This is a genomic window from Nitriliruptor alkaliphilus DSM 45188 (assembly GCF_000969705.1).
Lineage (GTDB): Bacteria > Actinomycetota > Nitriliruptoria > Nitriliruptorales > Nitriliruptoraceae > Nitriliruptor > Nitriliruptor alkaliphilus.
This window is the reverse complement of the sequence record NZ_KQ033901.1, coordinates 3,586,499-3,606,573: the sequence shown is the minus strand read 5'-3', so window position 1 is coordinate 3,606,573 and position 20,075 is coordinate 3,586,499. Positions and strand designations below refer to the sequence as shown.

Below are 20,075 nucleotides of genomic sequence, written 5' to 3'. Positions count from 1 at the left end.
CCCTCAGCTCGGGCTGGTAGCGCCGCCGATCGATGCGGCCGTCCCCGCCGGTGCATCGGCTCGGGCGGCTCACACCTTTAGCCAGACACGCGGGACGGCCGCCCGAAGGCGGCCGTTCCGGTAGCAGCGTGGCGCGTGAGGCAGGTGCGTCACTTGAGGACGCGATCGCCCTCCTGGAGCTCGAACGCATCGTCGCCGTACAGCAGGTAGACCCGGTCCCCGGTGATCGACTGGACGCGGAAGCTGCCGGCGAAGGTCTCCCCGACGCGTGCCTCGTAGATCGTCGTGTCGACCTGGATCACGGCGACGCGTTCGCCGTCGTCGGCGGTGCGGATGTCGACGAGGGACACCACGCGACCGTCGCACACGAGCTGGTCGCCCGACGTGCAGCCGTCGGTCGGGTCGGTCGTCCCGCCGTCGGTGGTCCCACCGTCCGTCGCACCATCGGTGGTCCCGCCCGTCAGGTCCGTGGTACCGCCGGAGCCGTCCGTCGTGTCGCCGACCCCACCGGTGGCTGTGGTCGTGTCGGTCGTCGACGTGGCCGACGTGGGCTCGGGGACGACGGGGTCGAAGGGATCGCGGTCGAGGAACACCTCGTAGGTCACGATCGGGACCGCCGCGGCGTCCGCCGTACCGGCGTCGGGCGCCGGTGCGTCGGCCGTGTCCTGCGCAGCCTCTGCGGCAGCGCCAGGCACCACGTCGAGGTCGGCCTCCTCGTCGCCCGCCAGCAGCGGGGCGACGATGAAGAACCAGACCAGCGCACCTGCGAGCAGGGCACCGACCACGGCGAGCACCAGCACCAGCGGGTTGCGTGACGACGGCTTGTCGATGGTGGCGGTCGTTTCGGAGAACTCGCTCACTGGGTCACCTCCGCGCCTTCTTCGCCCTCATCGGCGTCGTCCGGGGTCTCTTCCGTGCCCTCCCCAGCAGCCTCAGCGGCTCCCGGGGGTGGCGGCGGCGCGGGGAGCACGGCGAACATGCGGCCGCTCAACGCGACGGTCAGATCGGGTGCCGTCTCGTCGATGGCGAAGGTCGCCGCTCCCCACACGAAGCCGCGGGGCGAGATGGCCGGGTCCTCCAGGCGTCGGAGGACGTCGATGATCTGGAAGTAGGTGCCCTTGAGCTCCGCGTTCACCGTCATCGCGTAGAGCCCAGCCGGCGCGCCTTCCACCGGTTCCGGGCGTGCCGGCGAGACCGAGACCAGGTTGGCGTTGCTCGCATCGGCCGCCTGCTGGAGCTGGCGCAGCGCCGACGGCAGCGCCGTGTCCCGCGGGAGCAACGACTCAGCGGCGGCCAGGTCGGCCTGCAACTGGGGCGCCTGTTCGCGCACCCCCTGGAGCGCCAGGATGCGGCTGCGAGCGGTGGTCTGCTCGGTCTGGACGTTGGCGATCTGCACCTCGGTCTCGGCGAGAGCATCCGCCCGTGGCGACCAGACGAGCATGAACCAGGCCACGACCAGCAGGACGAGACCGAGCCCGGTCAGTAGGAGCGTCACGCGCTTCATCGGAGTCCCTCCGGAACGCCGGTGAAGTACCGGCCGGTGAGGATGTCGAGCCCGAGCTGGCCCTCGACCGTGAAGGTCGGGTAGGGGTCGGTCGGTTCCTCGAGGATCGAGCTGGTGAAGAACAGGTCGTGGAACGCGTTGACCTTGTCGAGCTCCAACAGGAGCCGTTCGAGGCCCGGTGCGTGGTTGTTGAGGCTCTTGCCGACCGCCACGAACGAGCCCAGCGACACGGACTCGGTCCCGGGCTCCATCTCACCGTCGAGGGTGATCGCGAGCGTTTCGAGCTGGGCGTCGGAGGGCATCACCGCGGCGATGTCCTGCAGGATCCCGGCGAACGATGTCTCGCCGGCCAGCGCCTGGACGATCAGCGTGTCGGACTCGGTGACCCGGCGTTCGAGGTCGGCGAACTCGTCGAGCTGCGTGACCTCGGCTTGGAGGCTGGCCAGCACGGCCTGCTCCCCGGTCAGCCGGTCCTCGGCCTCGGCGACGCGTCCGTCCTGCCAGACGGTGACCGCCCCGAGTACGGCGAGGACCGCGACGCCGCCGGCGATGACGCCGTTGCGTTGCCGGTTCGCCGACTGGCGTGCGGTCTGCTCCTGTGGGAGCAGGTTGACCTTGACGCTCATTCGAGACCTCCGAGTGCCAGGCCGACGGCGACCGCGAGGTTCGGCCCGACGTGGGCGAGGTCCTCCGGGCCGTAGACCGTGCCCTTGACCGGGAACCGGTCGAAGACGCTGCCGATCTGGACCGGCAGGCGGAGGGCCGCCTCCAGTCGCGGGGCCAGACCACGAAGCAACGCACCACCGCCGGTCAGGACCACGTTGGACAGGCGGGACGCGCCGGCCTGGGCCTGGTAGTAGTCGAGCGAGCTGCGGATCTCGTCCACGAACTGCTCGGCGCGGTCGGACACGATGCGCGCGGCGACATCGGACGGGTCCCCGCCGATGCCGAGCTGACGCTTGCGGGCCTCGGCCTCCTGGCTGCTGATCCCGAGCCCGGAGGCCAGCGCGCTCGTGATGTCGTCTCCGCCGAGCACGAGGATGCGCACGAAGGTCGGCGTGCCGGCCTCGTGGACCACGATGTCGGTCACGCCCGCACCGACGTCGATGACGACCTCGTTGCCCGTGTCGATCCGCGAGGTGCGCCCCATGGAGCGCAGCACCGCGAACGGGTTGAGGTCGACGCCGAGGGGCTTGAGGCCCGCGTCGACAGCGGCGTCAACGTGCGAGGCGACCATGTCGCGGTGACCGGCGACCAGCAGCAGCCGCTGGAAGCGTTCGCCGCCCTCGGTGGTGAACTCCTCCACCACGTGGACGTCGAGCTCGGCCTCCTCCACCGGGATCGGGAGGAACTCCTGGACCTGGTAGCGCAGCGACGCCTTCAGCTCCTTGGGCTCCATCCAGGGGAGGTCCACCTGGCGGACCACGACGCGCTGGTTGGCGACGCCGAGGAACACCTTCTTGGTCCCCACCTTGGCGGAGGACAGCAGCTCGGAGAGCGCCCGGGAGACGACGCTGAGGTCGACGATCTCGCCCTCGCGTACCGCGTCCTCGGGCAGCTCGACGCCGCCGAAGTTGGTGATGGTCGCCGCACCGCGGACCTGCTTCACCTCTGCGAGGGTGATGGTCCGGGTACCGATGTCGATGCCGACCGCGCTCGATCCCACCGTTCAGCCGTTCACGTGGTCACGCGCCACGGCGCCCGACGCGAGGTACCCGTCGAGGTCGTTGGCGCGGATGCGGATGTTCTTGCCGACCCGGAGGGCGGGCAGCTCGCCGGCCTTCACGAGGCGGTAGACGGTCATCGACGACACGCGCAGCGCGTCGGCGACCTCCGCCACGGTCAGGACGGGGCCGACGGCCTCGGTCCTGCGGGTCTCACCTGGCATGTGCCCCACCTCGGTCTGCCGGAACGGCACCTCAGGTGCTGGCACCGGTCTCATCAGGTGACACGGACCTCGGGAGGCACGGCGGCCTCACGAGCGCGTCTCCTGCATCGTTCGGCACCCGTGCCACGCCACTTGAGGACCGGGCCGAGGATGTTCGCTCCGACACGGCAGGCGTGCTACGCGCTACAGCCCGAGGACCGACCGGACGACGCGTTCGGTCCCCTGCGGTGCCAGCACCGGCAACATCGCCCCGATCGCGAGGTAGGGCCCGAACGGGATGCGGCTGGCCAGCTTCGCGCGACCGACGGCGATGAGGCCGAACGCGACCACGACCGCGCTGATGATCGTGCCGTACGCGAAGGCGACCAGCTGGATGCCGCCGAGGTAGCCGACCACCAGGCCGAGCGAGACGGCGAGCTTGACGTCGCCCATGCCCATCCCGCTCTGGCCACGCAGGAGGCGGAACAGCTCGGAGAGCAGGAACATCCCGAAGGGGATGGCGAGGCCCGCGATGACCCCGCGACGGAGGTCGGTGAGGGTGTCTGTCAGCAGGGCATGCGCGATCAGCAGCGGCAGCAGCACGAACGGCAACCGGTAGGTCAAGCGGTTGGGGATGATGCGATGCTCGAGGTCGATCGCGGTGGCGACCACCAGCGACCAGGTGAAGACCAGGAAGGTCAGCAGCAGGACCGGCTGCTCCCACCAGATCCAGGCCACGCCCGCGAACAGCACCGCGGTGATGACCTCGACGACCAGGTACCGCGGGCTGATGGCCTCGCCACAGGTGCGGCACCGACCCCGCAGCACGAGCCACGAGACGACGGGCACGTTGTCACGTGCCGCGATAAGGGTCCCGCAGGATGGGCACGCCGAACGCTTGGGCTCCGTTACGGTGCCCTGACGCGGCCAGCGGTGGATCGGCACGTTCGCGAACGAGCCCACCGCGAGGCCCACGGACCCGCTGAGCACGGCGACGAGTAGCTGCACCGGGGCCCTTCCCCTTGCGTCGGCGCGCGGACCCTAGCTTGCGCCTGCTGGAACGGGGGTGGGGCGGCCCGCAGGCCGCCCCACCTTCGCGCCTGTTCGTGTCAGCAGGTTCCCTGCTCAAGCGCCTGGCCGGAGCCCAGGATCCAGGTCTCGGCCGTCAGCTTGGTGTGCACTGCCTGGAGGCAGTACTCCTGGAACGGATCCACTGTCGTCACACCGACGGTGGTGTCAGGGCTGGCCTGGAAGCCGAAGGTTCCATCGGTCAGGGCTGCGGCATCGTAGATGCCGTTGTCGGTGTAGTAGGTCTCCATCGAGACGGCAGCGTTGCGAAGATCGGATTGCATCTCGGAACGCCACGCCCGCTCGCGCTGGGCGAGGAAGACCGGGATGGCGATGGCGGCGAGGATGCCGATGATGATGACGACGACGAGGAGCTCGATGAGCGTGAAGCCCTCTTCGTCCTTCTTGGACTGGACCCAGGTGCTGAGCACTGGCGGTGTCTCCTGTGAGTTCGTATGAAGGTCACGCGGCCCGCACGCATCCTCCTCACAGCGGCCCCAGGCCCCTGCGCGAGGCAGCTCGGTTGACCGGCTCCGATGAAGGTGGAGCTGAGGTCCCGTGGCTCTGCACCCCCACCTCTCGGTGGGTTCGCCCTTGTCTTCGCGCTTGCGGTTCGCTGCACACCTCTACGGCACGGCCCTGCCCGTACTTGAGGGTTAGTTCCCGGACCCCTGCGGACGTGCGCGGAGCGCGGCCGTCGGCCGCGCTCCGCGAGCGTGTCCGGTCCTGGTGGTCAGCGCCGCAGCGGCTCGTTCGCCACCCACCGGTCGGTCAGGTCGATCACCACGTCCGGCTCGGCCGCCGCGGCCTTCGGCGTTGGCTCGGCGATCGGCCGGGTCACCGGACGCTGCTGCCGCTCCGCGACCCACGGCTGCGGTCGAGCGTCGTCGCCGAAGCGGATCAACGGCAGGCCACCGAGCGCGTACCGCGTCTCACGGACCAGCGCCAGGGCGCCCTGCCGCCCCCCGACCGTGTCGTTGAAGCTCGCCAGCGCCAGACGCGGACGGACGCGACCGATGGCGCGGAACGGCATCGGCAGCCGCGACGCCAGCTCGGCGGTCGCCTTCTCGGCGACGCCGGGCAGGACCCAGCCGCACGCCTCGTCGATGGCGCCGATCAGGCAGTTGCCGCCGTCGGGACCGAAGCGGTAGCCGCGGCTCCAACGGCCGTCGCTGATCCGGGTCTCGAGGCGGGCGAGGACGTTGACGACCTGGCGGGCCTGTTCGGCCTCCTGGACCAGGCTGAGCGGAGCAGTCACTTTGGACATCGCACCCTCCGGGCGTGAGGGCCCAGGATGGCGATGTGGCCCGGGCCGACGGTCGTCCACCACGCATCGCGGTGGCTCGCCCGCCCAGCGTTACCTACCGAAGGTGCTCTGTGCACGACCGAACGACCGACCTTCGGACACCAGTGACGAAGGACCTAGCGTTCCGCGACCTCGGTCCCGGACGCGTGCCCCACACGCCACAGCGTCAACGTACGGTCTTTCAGGCGGCGTCCCCGATGACCTCGAAGATCTTGAACATCGGCATGTACAGCGCGATGACCATGCCACCGACGATGCCGCCGATGACACCGATCATCAGCGGCTCCATGAGCGCTGTGAGCGACTCGGTCATCGCCTCGACCTCGGTGTCGTAGAAGTCCGACACCTTCTCGAGCATGCCGTCGACGTTGCCGGTCTCCTCACCCACGGCGATCATCTGCACCACCATCGGGGGGAAGATCTCGTGCCGGGAGAGCGGCGAGTTCATGGACTCGCCCTGGCGCACCGAGTCCTGGACGTCCTTGATCGCTTCGCTGATCGGTCCGTTGTTCACCGTGTCCGCGGTGATCTCCAGCGCTTGCAGGATCGGGACGCCGGCGGCCATCAACGTCGACAGGTTCCGCGCGAACCGGGTCAGGGCGATCTTGTGGAACAGGATGCCGAAGACGGGAACCTTGAGCTTCATGACGTCGAGCGCGAAGCGGCCCTTCTCGGTGGCTCGGACCCGCTTGTAGACCTGCCACAGAACCGTCGGGATCACGATGTAGGTCAGAATGCCGAGCCACGAGGTGATGAAGCCGGACAACGTGACCAACATCTGGGTGAGCATCGGCAGGTCGGCGCCCATGTCGGCGAACATGTCGGCGAAGACCGGCACGATGAAGATGAGCATCACCGTGGACAGCAGGATGGCCATCACGAACACGATGACGGGGTAGGTCATCGCCGACTTGATCTTGGTGCGCAGCTTGACGTCGGCTTCGAGCATCACCGCGACGCGGATCAGCACCTCGTCGAGCATGCCGGCGGTCTCACCGGCACGGACCATCGCGATGTACAGCTTCGGGAACACCTTCTCGTGCTTGGCCAGGGAGCTGGACAGGGCCTGGCCCTGCTCGATGTCGCTCCGGACCTCCTCGATGGTCTCGCGGAGCTTGGAGTTCTCCGTCTGCTCGGCCAGGATCGACAGCGCGCGGATCAGGGCGAGACCCGAGCCGATCATCGTGGCGAACTGGCGCGAGAAGATCGCCAGGTCCTTGAGCTTGACCTTGTCGCCGAAGCCCGGGATCTTGAGCTCGGTCTGCATCCCGGAGGTCTTGACCTCGGAGATCTTGAGCGGCGCGTAGCCCATCGACTTGAGCTTGGCGGCGACCGCGGCCTGGTTGTCGGCCTCGATCTGCCCCGTGACCATCTTGCCCTGGCGGTCGCGGACCTCGTAGTCGAACTTCGAGAGTGTGGCGGTGGCCATCGATGGTCTCCGTGGGTCATGCAGCCCGCCGTCGACCTGACGCGGTCAGGGTGCGGACGCTCACAGGAGAACAACGGCACGTCCAGCTCCGACCTTGAGCCCGCGTGGGCGGCTGCGTCCGCGGCGTGACGAGCCCAGGCGAGCCCGTTCCTGATGTGGGATCACCGAGGCCTCAGAGCCGTCCCCACATCCACCAGCGCTCGCTGCTCATCAAGCCGTAGGCGTACGCGCGTCGCGCTTGGTACGGGTTGCCCCCCCGAGCAGGTCGTTCGCGATCAGGTCGATAGCCCTCGCGATCGAGTGCGCTTCATCCACCGTTGTCGGTAGCCGCTCGGACTCCAGGGCCACGCCGGCCCCGCAGTGGCTGACCACCCGGGTCCCGTACCGCCTGTGCCATCGCTCCAGCAGCGCGACCGCGAGCACAGCGGGAGCGCCGTGGATGAGGTCCGCAGCGAGGACCACCTCGGCCCGGGCCCATGGGAGTGCGACGACGCTCACGCCGTGGCCGATGCCGAGCTGCCACTCGGGGAACTCCTTACCAACCTCGGGTGGGCCGTGTCGCAGCTCCCAGTCGAGCAGCCAGCGGTCGAGGGAGGCTGGCGTCCGCCGAGCATCCGGCGGGATATCGCTGACGCGGGGGGCCTTCCCGTACCGCTGCTCGGTACTCGCCAGCTGCAGCCTGATCTCGACGCCCACCTGGTCGCGCCAGAAGTAGCTGCGCTCGCGTTCCAACGCCTCGAGTTGGTCGTCCACGTCGGCATCGGTCATGCAGTCGGCCGCCTGGAGGACCGTCTGGATGTCCCAGTCCCGCGGTTGACACCGCCGGGGCGGGGCCAGCCACTGGAAGGTCCCGAAGTTCTGCCGGTCGGCGATACGGAGGATGACGTCCGAGGGACCGTCGAACCACTCCGCTGCGAACGCCGTCCAGCCGGTCCCGATCAGGGCGGCCAGGGCTCGGCCGACGGCGGGCAACGCATCGGCACGGTCGATGTTCGCGATGACGACCTGCCGTTCGCCCTCGATCGGGAAGTTCTCCGGAGATGACCCGGCGCACGCTGACGCGAGCAGACTGCGCACCTCCTCCACGGCTGCGTGCACGGTTTCTCCCCGAAATCACCGACGAACCACGATCCCGCGCCGGACCCGTCGGCACATCCGCCGGCGGGCAGCGGTGCCTCAAGCGCGGCCGGCGAGGCGGTTGAACTCCGCGACGTTGTTGCACTTCTCGAGGGCGGTGTCGTAGGTGACCTTGTTCTGCTTGACGAGGGTGGCCAGCGACTGGTCCATGGCGACCATGCCGTGGGACGCGCCGGCCTGGATCGCCGAGTAGATCTGGTGGGTCTTGCCCTCGCGGATGAGGTTGCGCACCCCGGAGGTGGCGACCATGACCTCGCAGGCCACCGTGCGGCCCTTGCCGTCGGAGGTCTTCAGCAGCGTCTGACAGACCACGCCACGCAGCGCACCGGCCAGCATGACGCGGATCTGCTCCTGCTGGTGGGGCGGGAACACGTCGATGATGCGGTCGATCGACTGCGGCGCGTCCTGGGTGTGCAGCGTGCCGAACACCAGGTGGCCGGTCTCGGCCGCGGTCAGTGCGATCTGGATGGTCTCGAGGTCGCGGAGCTCGCCGACCAGGATCACGTCCGGGTCCTGACGCAGGACGTGCTTGAGCGCCGCGGCGAACCCGTGGGTGTCGGTGCCGACCTCACGCTGGTTGACCACCGACCGCTTGTGCTCGTGCAGGAACTCGATCGGATCCTCGACCGTCATGATGTGCGACGGCTTGTTGCGGTTGACCAGGTCGATCAGCGACGCCAGGGTCGTCGACTTCCCCGACCCCGTCGGGCCCGTCACCAGGACGAACCCGCGGGGCAGGTAGGCGAAGTTCGCCACCTGCTCGGGCACACCGAGCTCCTCGAGCGGCAGGATCTCGAACGGGATGACACGCATGACCGACGCCATCGCGTCGCGCTGCTGGAACACGTTGACGCGGAACCGGGCGACGTTCGGGATGGCGTACGACATGTCGAGCTCGAGCTCGTTCTCGAACACCTCACGGTTCTTCTGGGTCATGATCGAGTAGAGCAGCTTCTGGAGCTCGTCCGGCTTGCAGACCGGCTGGTCCTCGATCGGGGTCAGGTCACCGTTGATGCGGATCATCGGCGGGATGCCGGCGGTCAGGTGCAGGTCGGACCCGCCGCGCTCCACCAGGATGCGCAGCAGGTCGTCCAGGTCGATCTCGGTGGTCTCCTCGGACCGCAGCCGAGGCTCGTTGTGGCCAAGCAGCGCCTCGACGGCTGGCGGCGCGGGCGTCTCGACCACGGCCTGCGCCTGCATCTCGCTGATCGGAGGCGGCACGGCAGCCAGTTGCGCGCTGCCGTTGGTCGGCGCCGCGGCCGGAGCCGGAGCCCGAGAGACGGCCGGCGCAGCACCGACGGCGGCGGGCACCTGGTTGGCCGCGTGCTGCTCGATGGCGGTCACGAGGGCCCGCCGGGGCGCCAGGGCGAGGGTGACCGGCAGCCCGATCGCCGCCGTCAGCTTCGCGCCCAGGGTGGTGTCGTTGGGGTCGGCGACGGCCACCACGAGGGTGTTGTCGCTGCCGAACCCGACGGGCAGCGCGGTCAGGGCGGTCGCGTCAGCCGCCGGCAGCAGCGCTGCGGCGTTCTGGTCGACGCTGGCCGCATCCACGTCGGTGTAGGGCATGTTCAAGCTGGTCGCGAAGGCGCGCACCAGGTCGGGCTCGGTGGCGTACCCGAGCTCGATCAGGGCCTTGGCCAGGCTGCCGCCTCCGGCGTGCTGCTGGGCGTGCTGCAGCTGATCGGGCTGCAGGGTCCCCTGCCCGACGAGGATGTCCCCGAGTCCCGCCACGATACGTCCCTTGTCCGCCGGCGCTGGCCGGCACGCTTCCGGTGGTCAGACGACCACGCGGCCGATCTCCTCGATGGTGGTGCGACCGAGCAGCACCTTGGCCAGGCCGTCGGTGCGCAGGGGACGCATCCCCTGCTCGACCGCGACGCGTCCGATGTCCTCGGACGACGCTCGCCCCACCGCCATGCGCTCGATCTCCTCGCTGACCGTCATCACCTCGTGCAACGCGAGCCGTCCGCGGTACCCGGTGTTGCTGCACGCCGAACATCCGACGGCCCGGGGGATCGCTGGCCTCGCCTCCACGGTCTCGTCATCGAACCCGGCGGCCTTGAGCACCTCGGCGTCCGGGACGACCATCTCGACGCACTTGCTGCACACCCGGCGGGCCAGCCGCTGGGCGAGCACGCAGTCGACGGCGGACCCGACCAGGAACGGCTCGATGCCCATCTCGGTGAGGCGCGTGACGGCCGATGGCGCATCGTTGGTGTGGAGGGTCGACAGCACGAGGTGGCCGGTGAGCGCGGCCTCGACGCCGATCTGGGCGGTCTCGCGGTCGCGCATCTCACCGACCAGGATGATGTCGGGGTCCTGGCGCAGGATCGACCGGAGCGCGGCGGCGAAGGTCAGCCCGACCTTGTTGTTGACCTGGACCTGGCTGATCCCCGGCAGCTGGTACTCGACCGGGTCCTCGGTGGTGATGCAGTTGACGCCCGGCTGGTTGAGGACGTTCAAGGTCGCGTAGAGGGTCGTCGACTTGCCGGACCCGGTCGGGCCGGTGACCAGGATCATCCCGTACGGCTTGGTGTAGGACTCCTGGAACCGGCGCTCGTTGGCGTCGAGGAACCCGAGGTCGTCGAGGGTGAGCATCACCGACGTCTTGTCGAGGATGCGCATGACGACCTTCTCACCGAAGACGGTCGGCAACGTCGAGAAGCGCAGGTCGATGGCCTTGCCGCCGACGTGCAGCCCGATGCGGCCGTCCTGCGGGATGCGCCGTTCGGCGATGTCGACCTCGGCCATGATCTTCAGGCGGCTGATGACCCCCGACTGGATGGTCTTCGGCGAGCGCATGACCTCGTGGAGCACACCGTCGATGCGGTAACGGACCCGCAGGTCCTTCTCCCCCGGCTCGATGTGGATGTCCGATGCGCCGTCCGCCACGGCCTGCGAGATCAGCAGGTTGACGAACTTGACGATCGGCGCCTCCTCGGTGACCGCCGTCAGCGACGCGAGGTCCTCGTTGCCGTCCTCCTCGCCCGCGAGGTCACCAGCCATCGCCTCGATGTCGTCGGCCATCGCCGAGTAGCGCTCGATGGCCTCGAGGACGTTCTCGCGCGTGGCGATGACGACCTTGATGTCCATGTTGGTGACGGTGCGGATGTCGTCCATCGCGACCACGTTGGAGGGGTCGCTCATGGCCACCACGAGCTTGCCGTCCTCGAACCGGATCGGCAGCAGGGCGTGGCGGCGGGCGAGAGCGGGCGCCACGAGGGTCACCGCACGCGGGTCGACGTCGGCCTCGCTGAGGTCGACGAACTCCATGCCGACCTGGGCCGCCAGGGCCGTGACGAGGTCACGCTCGGCGATCGCCCCGGAGCTGACCAGGATGCGGCCGAGCGAGCGGCCGCTGTCCCGCTGCTCCTGCATCGCGAGCTGCAGCTGCTCCTGGGTGATCAACCCCTGGTCGATCAGCACCTGGCCGAGCTGCTTCATCGTGATCCATCTCCGGTCCGGCGGTCATCTGCCGGACCGGCTGCCGAGGTCCGGACGTGATCCCGAACCTGCCGCAGGAGGGTGACCAGCACCCGCTTGACGTCGTCACGGTCACGCGCGTCGCAGGCCACCACGGGGACCAGGTCCGGCACCCCGAGACGCTGCCGGACGGTCACGATCGCCTCGTCGTCGTCCCCGGTGGTCTTGTTGACCGCGACCACGTGGGGGACATCGGCGAGGTCGGCGAAGGTGTCCTGTATCCGTCGCGCCTCGTCCAAGGCATCGGCACGGGAGGCGTCCACCATTAACACGAACCCCAGCATCCCCTCGGCGAGGATGTCCCACATGAACTCGAAACGCTCCTGGCCAGGGGTGCCGAACAGGTAGAGGGCGAGGTCGGCGGCGACCGTGATGCGCCCGAAGTCCATGGCGACGGTCGTGGTGGCGGCCGCGTCGCCCGACACGGGACGCTCGGTCGACAGGACCGTGATCTCCGAGATCGTGCGGATGAAGGTGGTCTTGCCCGCGTCGTACGGACCGGTGACCACCACCTTCAGGGTGCGGCCACGCCGACGACGGGAGGGCTCGAGGGAGCGACGAGCGCTCACAGGCCCTCCACACCCTCGATCAGGCGGGTGACCAGGTCCGCGTCGACCGTCGGGTCGGTCCGCAACCGGTCCTTCCGGACCGTCGTGCGCAACGGACGTACGTCGTCGTCCGCAGGGCGGTCAGAGGCCTCGTCATCCACGGGACGGTCGGAGGCGTCCTCGGTCGCGACCGCGTCGGCTGCGACCGGCGCCGGATCGGGCGCCGCATCGGCTGCGGACGGCGCCGGATCGGGCGCTGCATCGGCTGCGGAGGGCGCCGGATCGGGCGCTGCGGGGGGCGTCACGGGCTGCTCCTCCTGTGGACGACGGCCTGCGAGGACCCGCTCACGCTCGGCGAGGTGGGCCTGGTCGCGGAGCAACTGCTCGAGCGGACCGGCTTCCTCGGCGGCGCCGACCGTGATCACGCCCTCGTCGAGCAGCCCACCGAGGGTCCGGCGGGTGCGGTACTCGCCCTGACCGGACACGACGACGAGGTCGGCCACGGTGCGGCGTCCGTCGACCAGGGCGAGCAGCCCCCAGCCGTCGGGCAGCAGGGACACCTCGGCGTGGTCGCCGGGGCCGCGTTCGGGACGTGCGATGGTCACCACCGCGTCGAGGGCGCCGGTGCGACCGACGAGCGCGTCCCACTGCTCGAGCCGGCGGGTCGCCTCGTCGAGCAGCTCGTCCACCGGGAAGGCGAGCTCGAGGACGCCGGCGGAGGCGGCGCCGTCGGGCGCGGCGATGAAGCGGAACGACCCGGCCGGCCACCGCAGCAGGTCGAACGCGGCGTCGACGGTCTGTTCGCGCAGCAGCTCGGCCATCGTGCCGGCGTCGGCCTGCTCGGCCTCGACCAGCGACCGTGCGAGCTGCAGGTCGGTGGGCAGGTCGTCGCGGGTGCCCAGAACGTCCATCAGGGTGGGTCCCGACGCGAGCCCGGCGCCGAGGATCCGTCGGGCCAGCGGCAGCCGACTGGCATCGGCCGACGCGTCGCGGACGCGACCGTCGAGCAGCTCGACCCGGCCGCTGCTGGCGCCGTCGTCCAGCGTCAGACGGCCCGTCTTCGAGGTGAAGGCGAGCAGCCGGAGGACGTCCGGGAGCGTGAAGTCGGTGAGGTCACCTTCGAGCACGGACCAGCTCGATCACTCGGATGCGGCGGACCGCGGCGGGAGGTGGTGGAGGGCACCCTCGGGAGCGGGGACCTCTTCGTTCAGGCCGGCGAACTCCGACGCGTGCTCGGGGTCGAAGACCGGTGCGGGTGCAGGTTCGGGGGTCGACGCGCGCTCCGCGTCGTCATCGGGCGCTGCTGGAGCCGGCGCCGGGGGCGGCGGGACGTCGGAAACGGCCGCAGCCTCGGGGGCGACCATCCCGGGAGAGCTCGTCTCCAGCGCGCGTCCGATGCGGTCGGCGGCCCGGCGCATCTCGAACAGCATGAACCCGATCTTGGCGCTGCGTCCGGCGATGGCGGTCAGCACCGCCTGGTCCCGGGCGGACATCAGGAAGACGAAGCCGTGCTCGCCCTCGACGAAGATCTGGTTGAGCAGGCCGCGGCCGAGGCCCATGGCGGCCTGCTCGCCGAGGGACAGCAGCGCGGCGCTCATCGCGCCGACCCGGTCCTCCTCGAGCTCGGCCGGCAGCGCCGACGCCATCGGAAGACCGTCGAACGAGACGACCGCGGCCGCCTCGACGTCGGGTGAACTGCGGACGAACTCATCGAGCGCGACCGCGAGACGGTCAGCGCGGGAACCGGTGTTCACTGCGGGGCCTCCTGGCAGCAGGCGACAGACGCGCCCTCATCGACCGTACGACGCTCCGAGCGGTCACACCCGAGCTGTCGACCGCACGGGAGTGCGACTTGAGCGGTGTGGCCGCTCCGGCAGGCTAGAGGGCGCCTGGGGCACGTGTGGCGCGTGTGGCCCGCCATCGTCGCGCAGGCGGCCACCGTCCGGTGTCGTCGGACCGTCACCGATGAGTTCGGCTGGCTCACGACGTCGGATATGACAGACCCCCACCGTCGAGGACCCGTGCGCCGATCGAGCCCCCACACCGAGGAGCCTTACCTGCCGGACGGCGGGCTGCCCGCCCCCTGGCAGGAAGCGGAACGCCGCCTGATGGAGGCCGACGGGTACGTCCTGTCGACCGCGCGGCGCGACGGTGGACCCCACGCCGCCCCGGTCCTGGCGGTGTGGGTCGACGGACGGCTCCACGTCGCCATGTCGCCGGCGTCGCGGAAGGCTCGGAACCTCGCCGCCGATGGACGGTGCGTGGTCACGACCCGGTGCCATCGATCCCACGGTCGCGTTCGCGTTCCCGCTCGACGGTGGGTTCGTCCCGACGCGCTGGCGGTTCGCTGGCCGGTGACCCACGCACATCACGACGCAGATGGAGCGCCCCGTCAGGTCCGGCAGCAGCCGGGGTCAGGCGTGCGGGATGAGGGCGGCGGTCGCAGCCGCGGACATCACCGCCACCGGTGCGTCCTGTCCCGTCCAGCGGCGGTAGGACGCTGCCGCCTGCCCCACGAGCATCCCGAGCCCGTGATGCGCCCCCGCCCCGGCGTCGTGGGCGGCGGTCAGGAACGGTGTCGGCGCGCCGTAGACGAGGTCGTAGGCGTCCTGACCCGGCACCAGCGTGTGGAACGATCCCGGCAACACCTCGCCCTCCATGCCGAGGGGGGTGGCATTGAGCACGGTGCGAGCCCCGGCGACGGCCGCGGCCGTGGCCTCCTCGTCGCCGACGTCCACGGCGCTGGCGGTCGGCGCGCCGGCCTTCCGAGCCAGCTCGGCCAGATCCTCGGCAGCGTCGTGGCGGCGCCCCACGACGGTCAGCGGGCACCCGAGGCGACCTGCGGCGACCGCCACGGCCCGTGCCGAGCCGCCCGTGCCGAGGACCGTCCACGGCTGGCCGCGCTCGGCGGCCCCGTCGGCGAGGACGGCGTCCGCGAGCCCGACCGCATCGGTGTTGTCACCGATGAGCCCGTCGGTGCCCCACACGAGGGTGTTGACGGCACCGATGAGTTCGGCCTCCTCGGTCAGCACGTCGCAGGCTGCCCGCACCGCGAGCTTGTGCGGCACCGTCACGTTGGCGCCGACGGCCCCGACCGCCCCGAGGGCGGCGACCACACCGAGCAGGTCGTCGGCCACGACGGGGAGCGCCAGGTAGACCAGATCGAGGCCCTGCTCGCGGAACGCCGCGTTGTGCAGCACCGGTGACAGCGAGTGGCGGGCGGGCCAGCCGAGGAGGACCACCGGTCGGGTGGTGGCGGTCGGCCAGGGCGCGCCGGGGCGCGGACGCATCAGGGTCCTGTCTCAGTCCGCCGCGACACCGCAGCCGTCGGTGGCCCGGAACGCTCGGACGTTCTCGTTGTGCTCGTCCAGGGTGTCGGCGAACCGGTGGGTCCCGTCGCACTCGGGCGCCAGGACGTAGTAGCGCGCCGTGGTCTCTCCTGGCCGGTACGCCGCCAGGAACGAGGCGTTGCCGACCCCCGAGATGGGCGTCGGGGGCAGCCCGTCCACCTGGTAGGTGTTGTAGGGACTGTCGATCTGGGTGTCCTCGATCAGCACCCGGTCGGTCGGTTCGCCGCGGGCGTAGAGGACGGTCGCGTCGATCTGCAGGCGCATCCCGTCCTCGAGCCGGTTGGCGATGACCCCCGACACGGTCTCGCGCTCGTCGTCGACGCGGGTCTCGCGCTCGATCAGGCTCGAGAGGATCAGCCCCTCGTAGCGCGACAGGCCGCGGGCCTCGAGGGCGTCCCGCTCGGCCTCGTCGACCCCGTCGGCGGCGCGGGCCAGCTCGTCGACCATGCGCTGGAGAACGTCGCGGGCCGTCGCGTCTCGGCGGACGTCGTAGGTCTGGGGGAACAGCAGCCCCTCGTAGGGCTCGAGGACCTCGTCGCCGACCTCGGCGGGCTCGGGGACCCAGTCGGGCAGCTGGAGCACCCCGTCGGTGTTGGACCCCGCAGCGGTGCGTTCGTCGAGGACGGTCCGGAAGTCCTCGACGGTGTGGTCGTCGAACTGCTCGGCGAGACGGGCGAGCGTCTGATCGACGGTCAGACCCTCCTGGACGGTGAACCGGACGTCGTTGCCCACCCCCTCGGTGGGCCCCGCCGCCAGGACCTCGATGGCCTCGTCGTTGCTCATCCCGGTCTCGAGCGCGAAGGTGCCCGGCTGCAGGACCGACGCGAGGTCGGCGTCCTCGGCGGCGACCCGGAAACGCAGCCCCGAACTGACCACGCCGAGCTCCACGAGCCGCTCCCCCACCGCCCGCACCGACTGACCGGGTTCGACGGTGAGCTCGACCGGCTGGCCGGGCTCGACACCGTTGTCCCCGAGCGGGTTGAGCTGGTCGCCGATCAGCAGCACCGCGACCACGACCGCGACGATGCCGACGACCAGGGCGATCAGGAAGTTGCGGGATCCCCGCGACAGTCGTGCCACCTCGTGCCTCCCTCTCGTCCGTGGTTCCGGCCCCCGTGCCGCGTCGCCGCTGACTCAGTCGTCCGGCTCGCCCGTCGTGTCCGATCCGTCCGTCGCGTGCGTTCCGCCCCCCGCGTCCCTGGCGGCGTCGCGGCGCCGTCGCTGCGATTCGAGCACGCCCTGCAGCAGCACCGACGCGGCCACCTTGTCGATGCTGGCCTTGCGCCCCGCCCGGGACACGTCCGCGTCGAGCATGACGCGCTCGGCCTCGACCGTCGTGAACCGTTCGTCCTGGAGGGCCACCGGCAGGCTCGTGCGTTCCCGCAGCTGTTCGGCGAACCATCGAGCGCGTCGGGCCGCGTCGTCCTCACGCCCGTCGAGCTTGCGCGGCAGGCCGACCACCAGCCCGGCTGCCTCGTGACGGGTCGCTGCGTTGACGAGGGCGTCGAGGGTGGGTTCGTCGGCGTCGCGCGGCACCTGCAGCGTCTCGGCCGGGGAGGCCAACACCTGACCCGGGTCGGACACCGACAGGCCGACGCGGACCTCACCGAGGTCGATGGCGAGCAGCCGACCGGTCAGCGGCAGCGGATCGCCGAGGTTCGAGGAGCTCGTCCGGCCGCTCACGCGCCACCTCGCACGGCCGAACGGGCCTCCGCCGATGCGACCTTCAGTGCCTCGTCCAACGCCGACCCGTTCTTCCCGCCGGCCTGTGCCAGGTCGCCGCGGCCACCGGCGCCGCCACCGACGACCTGCGCAGCCGGGTGCAGGATCGGACGCGCCTCGACGCCGGCATCGGCGAGGTCGGAGGTCAACGCGCAGATCAACTGGGCCTTGCCGTCCTCGGTCGCGGCACCGAGCACCACCACCCCCTGCGTGGCCAGGTGACCGCGGACCTCGGAGGCCAGGGTGCGCAGGTCGTCGCCGACCACGCCGTCGACACGGGCGATCACGACCGCGACGCCGTCCTCGCGCGTCGCCTCGTCGGCCAGTCGCTTGGCGTCCTGCGAGAGCGACGCCCGCCGCGTCTTGGCGAGCTCCTTGTCGACGGCCTTGAGCCGTTCGAGCAGCGCCTGGACGCGCGCGACCGCCTCGGTCGTCGGGGTGTCGACGAGGCGGGCGACCTCCTCGGCGACCTGCATCTCGTGGCGCGCGTACCGGTAGGCGTCGGCACCGGTCAGCGCCTCGATGCGGCGGGTGTTGGAGCCGATCGACTCCTCACGGACCAGGTAGATGTTGCCGACCGTGGCCCCCGACGGGACGTGGGTGCCGCCGCACAGCTCCTTGCTGAACTCGCCGATCGTGACCACCCGGACGACCTGGCCGTACTTGTCGCCGAAGTTGGCGACCGCGCCCGCCGCACGTGCATCGTCGAGCGACATGACCTCGGTGGTCACGTGCGGGTCGCGCAGGACGCGTGCGTTGATGGTGCGCTCGATCTCGCCGAGCTGTTCGAGCGAGACCGGCTCGAAGTGGGGGAAGTCGAAGCGCAGGCGGCCCGGCTGGACCAGCGATCCGGCCTGTTGCGCGTGATCGCCCAGGACCTCCTTCATGGTGGCGTGGAGGATGTGGGTAGCCGAGTGGCTGCGCGCGGTGGCGACCCGACGCTCACCGTCGACCACGAGGTGGGCCGCCTGTCCCGGGCGGACCTCGCCGGCCTCGACCACGACGCGGTGGGTCTGCAGGCCCTCGATGGCCGGCTGGGTGTCGACGACGCGCAGCCGGCCGGTCTCGGTCTCGATGACCCCGTGGTCGCCGACCTGGCCGCCGCCCTCGGCGTAGAACGGGGTGCGGCCGAGGACCACCTCGATGCTGTCGCCCTCGCTGGCACCCTCGAGCGCCCCGCCGGGACCGACCAGGGCGCCGATCGTGCCCTCGGCGGTGAGCTGCTCGTAACCGAGGAACTCGGTCGGTCCGACCTCGTCGGCGGCCTGCCGGTACACCTCGACCGGGACGCCACCGCCGCCCTTCTTGGCACCGGCGCGCGCCCGTTGCCGCTGCTCGTCCATGAGCGCCTCGAAGCGGTCACGGTCGAGGACGAGGCCCGCTTCCTCGGCGATCTCGGCGGTGAGGTCGACGGGGAAGCCGAACGTGTCGTGCAGCTCGAAGGTCACGTCCCCCGGGAACGTCGCACCGTCGCCGGCACGGACGTCCTCGAGCGCGCGGTCGACCCGGTCGAGGCCCGCCCGCAGACGCGCAGCGAAGTCGCGCTCCTCGGCGCCGGCGATGCGGGTGACCAGCTCGCGCTGCTTGGCGAGCTCGGGGTACATCTGGAGGTTGGTCTGCAGGACGGCGTCGAGCATCGGCACCAGCAGCTGCGTCCCACCGGCCAGGTCCAGCCCGAGCAGCTGCCCGTGCCGGACCGCCCGGCGCAGCAGCCGACGCAGGACGTAGCCGCGGCCCTCCTTGGACGGCAGGACCCCGTCGGCGATCAGCATCGCGGACGTGCGGACGTGCTCGGCGACCACGCGCAGGGACACGTCCCGCTCGGCGTCGTCCCCGTACCGCACCCCCGAGAGTTCCTCGGCGGCGGCGATCAGCGGGGTGAACAGGTCCGTGGCGAACACGTCCGGCACGTCCTGCAGGAGGACCGCCATGCGTTCCAGGCCGAGCCCGGTGTCGACGCTCTTGGCCGGCAGATCACCGAGCACCTTGCCGTCGCCGTCCTGCTCCTGCTGCATGAAGACCAGGTTGTAGTACTCGAGGTAGCGCTCCCCGTTGACGAGGGGACCGCCCTCCTGCCCCCACTCGGGGCCGCGGTCGTAGTTCAGCTCGGAGCAGGGACCGCACGGACCCGCCGCCCCGGTCGACCAGAAGTTGTCCGACGCGTCCAGCCGGGACGCGCCGTCGGGCACGCCGACGCGCTGGATGCGCTCGAGCGGGATGTCGGTCTCCTCGAGCCACAGCTGCTCGGACTCGTCGTCGGTCTCGAAGATGGTCACCCAGATGCGTTCGGGATCGAGCCCGAAGTGCTCGACCGACAGCTCGTAGGACCAGCGGATGGCTTCGCGCTTGAAGTAGTCACCGAACGAGAAGTTGCCGAGCATCTCGAAGCTCGACAGGTGCCGGGTGGTGCGCCCGACGTTCTCGATGTCGTTGGTCCGCACGCACTTCTGGTAGCTGGTCGCCCGCGGGTTCGGCGGGGTGGCATCACCAAGGAAGTAGGGCTTGAACGGCACCATCCCGGCGATGGTCAGCAGCAGACCGGGGTCGTTGGGGATCAGGGGCGCCGAGCTGTAACGCTGCGCGCCGCGCTCCTCGTAGAAGCGCAGGAACGTCTCTCGGATGGTGAGGCTGTCCACGTGGGGGCTCCGGTACTGGGGGTGC

The 20,075-nt window shown here is 70.6% G+C and carries 19 protein-coding genes and 1 riboswitch; all 19 genes read right to left on the bottom strand.

The window, feature by feature from the left end; all coding sequences use genetic code 11:
* Positions 1 to 149 precede the first annotated feature (149 nt).
* The 19 genes from NITAL_RS16660 to alaS all read right to left on the bottom strand — a co-directional run bounded on the left by NITAL_RS16660 (position 150) and on the right by alaS (position 20,050).
* On the bottom strand, positions 150 to 860 hold the full coding sequence (locus tag NITAL_RS16660) for a hypothetical protein (protein ID WP_052667339.1): 711 nt from the start codon (positions 858 to 860) through the stop codon (positions 150 to 152).
* Positions 857 to 1,504 carry a type 4a pilus biogenesis protein PilO gene (pilO, locus tag NITAL_RS16655; protein WP_052667338.1) on the bottom strand — a complete coding sequence of 216 codons (648 nt, stop codon included), beginning with the start codon at positions 1,502 to 1,504 and terminating at the stop codon, positions 857 to 859. Before pilO ends, NITAL_RS16660 begins: the two co-directional genes overlap by 4 nt.
* Positions 1,501 to 2,130, bottom strand: coding sequence for a PilN domain-containing protein (locus NITAL_RS16650; RefSeq protein WP_052667337.1), 630 nt, complete (start codon positions 2,128 to 2,130; stop codon positions 1,501 to 1,503). Before NITAL_RS16650 ends, pilO begins: the two co-directional genes overlap by 4 nt.
* Positions 2,127 to 3,170: a type IV pilus assembly protein PilM gene (gene pilM, locus NITAL_RS16645; RefSeq protein WP_052667336.1), complete on the bottom strand. Its 1,044-nt coding sequence runs from the start codon at positions 3,168 to 3,170 to the stop codon at positions 2,127 to 2,129. Before pilM ends, NITAL_RS16650 begins: the two co-directional genes overlap by 4 nt.
* 3 nt (positions 3,171 to 3,173) lie before the next feature.
* Positions 3,174 to 3,392: a helix-turn-helix domain-containing protein gene (locus NITAL_RS16640; protein ID WP_052669745.1), complete on the bottom strand. Its 219-nt coding sequence runs from the start codon at positions 3,390 to 3,392 to the stop codon at positions 3,174 to 3,176.
* Positions 3,393 to 3,575: 183 nt separating this feature from the next.
* Positions 3,576 to 4,334, bottom strand: a complete 759-nt coding sequence (locus NITAL_RS16635) for a prepilin peptidase (protein ID WP_281175603.1) — start codon at positions 4,332 to 4,334, stop codon at positions 3,576 to 3,578.
* A 146-nt stretch (positions 4,335 to 4,480) separates the two neighbouring features.
* The gene (locus NITAL_RS29230; protein WP_211262464.1) at positions 4,481 to 4,870 is read right to left on the bottom strand and encodes a type IV pilin protein; all 390 of its coding nucleotides are present in this window, start codon (positions 4,868 to 4,870) and stop codon (positions 4,481 to 4,483) included.
* A 79-nt stretch (positions 4,871 to 4,949) separates the two neighbouring features.
* A riboswitch (cyclic di-GMP riboswitch) is annotated at positions 4,950 to 5,042 on the bottom strand.
* A gap of 130 nt (positions 5,043 to 5,172) precedes the next feature.
* Entirely contained in the window at positions 5,173 to 5,706 is a 534-nt protein-coding gene (locus tag NITAL_RS16625) for a DUF6197 family protein (RefSeq protein ID WP_157041902.1), read from the bottom strand.
* A gap of 220 nt (positions 5,707 to 5,926) precedes the next feature.
* The gene (locus NITAL_RS16620; RefSeq protein ID WP_052667333.1) at positions 5,927 to 7,174 is read right to left on the bottom strand and encodes a type II secretion system F family protein; all 1,248 of its coding nucleotides are present in this window, start codon (positions 7,172 to 7,174) and stop codon (positions 5,927 to 5,929) included.
* 210 nt (positions 7,175 to 7,384) lie between these two features.
* Positions 7,385 to 8,272, bottom strand: a complete 888-nt coding sequence (locus tag NITAL_RS16615) for a hypothetical protein (protein ID WP_052667332.1) — start codon at positions 8,270 to 8,272, stop codon at positions 7,385 to 7,387.
* 78 nt (positions 8,273 to 8,350) lie between these two features.
* Positions 8,351 to 10,042 carry a PilT/PilU family type 4a pilus ATPase gene (locus tag NITAL_RS29225; protein WP_083441673.1) on the bottom strand — a complete coding sequence of 564 codons (1,692 nt, stop codon included), beginning with the start codon at positions 10,040 to 10,042 and terminating at the stop codon, positions 8,351 to 8,353.
* A 45-nt stretch (positions 10,043 to 10,087) separates the two neighbouring features.
* The gene (locus tag NITAL_RS16605; protein WP_052667331.1) at positions 10,088 to 11,755 is read right to left on the bottom strand and encodes a GspE/PulE family protein; all 1,668 of its coding nucleotides are present in this window, start codon (positions 11,753 to 11,755) and stop codon (positions 10,088 to 10,090) included.
* The gene (locus NITAL_RS16600; RefSeq protein WP_052667330.1) at positions 11,752 to 12,363 is read right to left on the bottom strand and encodes a GTP-binding protein; all 612 of its coding nucleotides are present in this window, start codon (positions 12,361 to 12,363) and stop codon (positions 11,752 to 11,754) included. Before NITAL_RS16600 ends, NITAL_RS16605 begins: the two co-directional genes overlap by 4 nt.
* A complete protein-coding gene (locus tag NITAL_RS16595) occupies positions 12,360 to 13,469 on the bottom strand; it encodes a DUF4388 domain-containing protein (protein ID WP_052667329.1) in 1,110 nt (369 codons plus the stop codon). The genes NITAL_RS16600 and NITAL_RS16595 overlap by 4 nt, the downstream gene beginning before the upstream one ends.
* 12 nt (positions 13,470 to 13,481) lie before the next feature.
* A complete protein-coding gene (locus NITAL_RS28600; RefSeq protein ID WP_083441672.1) occupies positions 13,482 to 14,096 on the bottom strand; it encodes a roadblock/LC7 domain-containing protein in 615 nt (204 codons plus the stop codon).
* Positions 14,097 to 14,756: 660 nt separating this feature from the next.
* The gene (locus NITAL_RS16585) at positions 14,757 to 15,632 is read right to left on the bottom strand and encodes a shikimate dehydrogenase family protein (RefSeq protein ID WP_052667328.1); all 876 of its coding nucleotides are present in this window, start codon (positions 15,630 to 15,632) and stop codon (positions 14,757 to 14,759) included.
* 12 nt (positions 15,633 to 15,644) lie between these two features.
* A complete protein-coding gene (gene mltG / locus NITAL_RS16580) occupies positions 15,645 to 16,772 on the bottom strand; it encodes an endolytic transglycosylase MltG (RefSeq protein ID WP_052667327.1) in 1,128 nt (375 codons plus the stop codon).
* Positions 16,773 to 16,826: 54 nt separating this feature from the next.
* A complete protein-coding gene (ruvX, locus tag NITAL_RS16575) occupies positions 16,827 to 17,375 on the bottom strand; it encodes a Holliday junction resolvase RuvX (RefSeq protein ID WP_052667326.1) in 549 nt (182 codons plus the stop codon).
* A complete protein-coding gene (gene alaS, locus NITAL_RS16570) occupies positions 17,372 to 20,050 on the bottom strand; it encodes an alanine--tRNA ligase (RefSeq protein ID WP_052667325.1) in 2,679 nt (892 codons plus the stop codon). Before alaS ends, ruvX begins: the two co-directional genes overlap by 4 nt.
* Positions 20,051 to 20,075 lie beyond the last annotated feature (25 nt).

Excerpts from the sequence above, each read along its gene's own strand:
- NITAL_RS16625 (WP_157041902.1), bottom strand. The coding sequence starts at position 5,706 with ATGTCCAAAGTGACTGCTCCGCTCAGCCTGGTCCAGGAGGCCGAACAG.
- NITAL_RS16585 (WP_052667328.1), bottom strand. The coding sequence starts at position 15,632 with ATGCGTCCGCGCCCCGGCGCGCCCTGGCCGACCGCCACCACCCGACCG.
- NITAL_RS16640 (WP_052669745.1), bottom strand. The coding sequence starts at position 3,392 with ATGCCAGGTGAGACCCGCAGGACCGAGGCCGTCGGCCCCGTCCTGACC.
- pilO (WP_052667338.1), bottom strand. The coding sequence starts at position 1,504 with ATGAAGCGCGTGACGCTCCTACTGACCGGGCTCGGTCTCGTCCTGCTG.
- NITAL_RS16650 (WP_052667337.1), bottom strand. The coding sequence starts at position 2,130 with ATGAGCGTCAAGGTCAACCTGCTCCCACAGGAGCAGACCGCACGCCAG.
- NITAL_RS16620 (WP_052667333.1), bottom strand. The coding sequence starts at position 7,174 with ATGGCCACCGCCACACTCTCGAAGTTCGACTACGAGGTCCGCGACCGC.
- NITAL_RS16605 (WP_052667331.1), bottom strand. The coding sequence starts at position 11,755 with ATGAAGCAGCTCGGCCAGGTGCTGATCGACCAGGGGTTGATCACCCAG.